Origin of the sequence: Bacteroides sp. 41_26, from assembly GCF_949740115.1 — a bacterium.
GTDB lineage: Bacteria > Bacteroidota > Bacteroidia > Bacteroidales > Bacteroidaceae > Bacteroides > Bacteroides nordii.
Map to the genome: position 1 here is coordinate 1 of NZ_CATJGZ010000071.1, position 1,371 is coordinate 1,371.

Sequence of the window (1,371 nt, forward strand, 5' to 3'; positions counted from 1 at the left end):
AAGTTCTATCAGAACTATATGATATATGCTTTGCAGTATTTCATTGCATGAGCATAAATGTACTTTCGTGATTCTCGCGGATTTAGTTTGGCGCTAAAGAAAATCTTGTTGAAGAATGAAAGATATAGCAAAAAAGGTTATATATTTGTAACCAAATCAAAAAAGAATACGGAATGAAACTTATCGCAGAAAGTGGTTCTACAAGAACTGAGTGGGCTCTTGTTGAAGATAATCATCTCGTACAGAGAGCTTTTACGGAAGGACTGAATCCTTTTTTCCAGACCAGAAGAGAAATAAGCAGAAGTGTAAGACTCGGTTTGCCAGAGTCCTTCTTTAAAAAGAAGTTGGATCAGGTATATTATTATGGCGCCGGATGTACATCTTATGAGAAGAAAAACATATTGGGTGCCTCTCTGGTAGCACAATTCAAGACTCCTATTCAAGTTGAAAGCGATTTGTTGGCAGCTGCACGCGGTTTGTTTAAATGCGAAGCTGGTATTGCCTGCATCTTAGGAACTGGTTCCAATTCATGTTTCTACGATGGTAAAATCGTTGTTAAAAATGTGAAAGCCGCAGGTTACATATTAGGTGACGAGGGAAGCGGTGCCGTGTTAGGAAAACTTTTTCTGGCTGACGTTCTTAAAGGATTAGCTCCTAAATATATTGCAACAGACTTTTATGATAAGTTTCGTATAACTGCAAATGACGCTATGGAATCTGTCTACAATTTACCATTTCCGAATCGATTCCTCGCTACTATATCTTATTTCTTAGCAGATTATCTAGACAATGACTATGTTTATAGCTTGTTAACCAATAATTTGAAAAACTTTTTTATCCGTAGTGTGTGTCAGTATGATTATAAAAGTTACCCTATTCGTTTTGTTGGTTCAGTAGCATACAGCTACTCCGAAATATTAAGAGAAGTCGCTCGTGGTTTTGGAGTAGAACTTGATATTATTGAAGAAACCCCAATGACTGGATTAATAGAATTCCACTCTTTAAATATAGAAGAACCATAGGGTAAATACCGCACAAAGTTCATTGTTTCTATTTATGTTTCATTAAAATGTAATACGCCGCCCTGTGTTATTGTGAATTAATAAATATAAATCGAAATAAATGCAAATTAATGTTCTTGATATTAAAACTATTCTTATCTTTGCTATGAAGTAATTCTCAAGGAATTCTCTCGGCCTTTGTTTAATGATAACATTGCCTCTTAAAACAATTAATAAAAAGTTAACCATACTTATAAATAAGGAAAGGCTAAGTTCTGATAGAACTTAGCATATGTATTAGAGGTAATAAAAAGTTGAGATCTTTAAATAAGAAATCTTGTCTGATAAAAAGAAGCCTTAAAGATGATAT

At 34.1% G+C, this 1,371-nt stretch carries 1 protein-coding gene; it reads left to right on the forward strand.

Annotation, left to right across the window (positions count from 1 at the left end):
* Positions 1-173 precede the first annotated feature (173 nt).
* Positions 174-1,022: a hypothetical protein gene (locus QX565_RS10120; protein WP_002558923.1), complete on the forward strand. Its 849-nt coding sequence runs from the start codon at positions 174-176 to the stop codon at positions 1,020-1,022.
* Positions 1,023-1,371: the final 349 nt, after the last annotated feature.